Genomic DNA, 1,219 nt, shown 5'->3' with positions numbered 1-1,219 from the left:
CCCTTCGGCTTTTTTGTGCGGCTGGGCCCCGGCTAGGCCTGGACCAGGCGTTCCACCGCCGCCGCCACCCGCTCGTCCGTTGCCGTGAAGGCCACGCGTACGTGGTGCTCGCCTGCCGTGCCGTAGAAATCGCCGGGGGCTACGAGGATGCCGAGGTCGGCGAGGTGAGCGACGGTGGTCCAGCAGGATTCGCCTCGGGTGGCCCAGAGGTAGAGGCTGGCTTCGCTGTGTTCGATGCGGAAGCCGTGGGAGACGAGGGCTGCGCGGAGGGCCGTGCGGCGGGCCGCGTAGCGGGCGCGTTGCTCCCGGACGTGCTGGTCGTCTCCGAGGGCTGCGACCACCGCGGCCTGGGTGGGGGCCCCGGTCATCATGCCGCCGTGCTTGCGGATCTGGAGGAGGGGGCCGAGGACGGCCGGGTCGCCGGCGAGGAAGGCCGCGCGGTAGCCCGCCAGGTTCGAACGCTTCGAGAGCGAGTGGACCGCGACGATGCCCTCGTACGAACCGCCGTTCACGTCCGGGTGGAGGACCGAGACCGGGTCGGCGTCCCAGCCGAGCTCCAGGTAGCACTCGTCGGAGAAGAGCAGGACGCCGTGCTCGCGGGCCCAGGCGACGATCCGGGTCAGCTCGGCCTTGGAGAGGACCTTGCCGGTGGGGTTGGAGGGGGAGTTCAGCCAGAGGAGCTTGAGGCCGGCGGGGTCCAGGGCCGTCGGGTCGTCGTAGACCTCGTGGTCGGCGCGGGCGAGGCGGGCGCCGACCTCGTACGTCGGGTAGGCGAGCCGCGGGTAGGCGACCCGGTCGCCGGGGCCGAGGCCCAGCTGGGTGGGGAGCCAGGCGACCAGTTCCTTGGAGCCGACGATCGGCAGGACGTGGTGGTGGGTGACGTCGCGGGCGCCGAGGCGGCGCTCCAGCCAGCCCGTGATCGCGTCGCGCAGTTCGACGGTGCCCCAGACGGTGGGGTACCCCGGCGAGTCCGCCGCGGCCACCAGCGCTTTCTGGATCAGCTCGGGCACCGGGTCGACCGGGGTGCCGACCGAGAGGTCGACGATGCCACCGGGGTGAGCGGCGGCCGTCGCCTTGTACGGCTCCAGCTTGTCCCAGGGGAAGGTGGGGAGGCGATCGCTGACTGCGGACACGGGATCTGGCTCACTTTCTCGTACGTACGTTCCCGAGCGGCGGAACGGACGCGTACGTACCGCTCGTACGGCGTACGCCTCGGTCC

Annotated in this window: 1 protein-coding gene; it reads right to left on the bottom strand. The window is 72.0% G+C overall.

Features of this window, described 5'->3' with window-relative positions; genetic code table 11:
- Positions 1-32 precede the first annotated feature (32 nt).
- On the bottom strand, positions 33-1,133 hold the full coding sequence (locus tag ACFU53_RS48085) for a bifunctional succinyldiaminopimelate transaminase/glutamate-prephenate aminotransferase (protein ID WP_384007038.1): 1,101 nt from the start codon (positions 1,131-1,133) through the stop codon (positions 33-35).
- Positions 1,134-1,219: the final 86 nt, after the last annotated feature.

It is taken from the genome of Streptomyces sp. NPDC057474 (assembly GCF_042802555.1).
In the GTDB taxonomy this organism is placed as follows: Bacteria; Actinomycetota; Actinomycetes; order Streptomycetales; family Streptomycetaceae; genus Streptomyces.
Note: the sequence above shows the minus strand (reverse complement) of the source record. Positions and strands in the feature narration are given on the sequence as shown.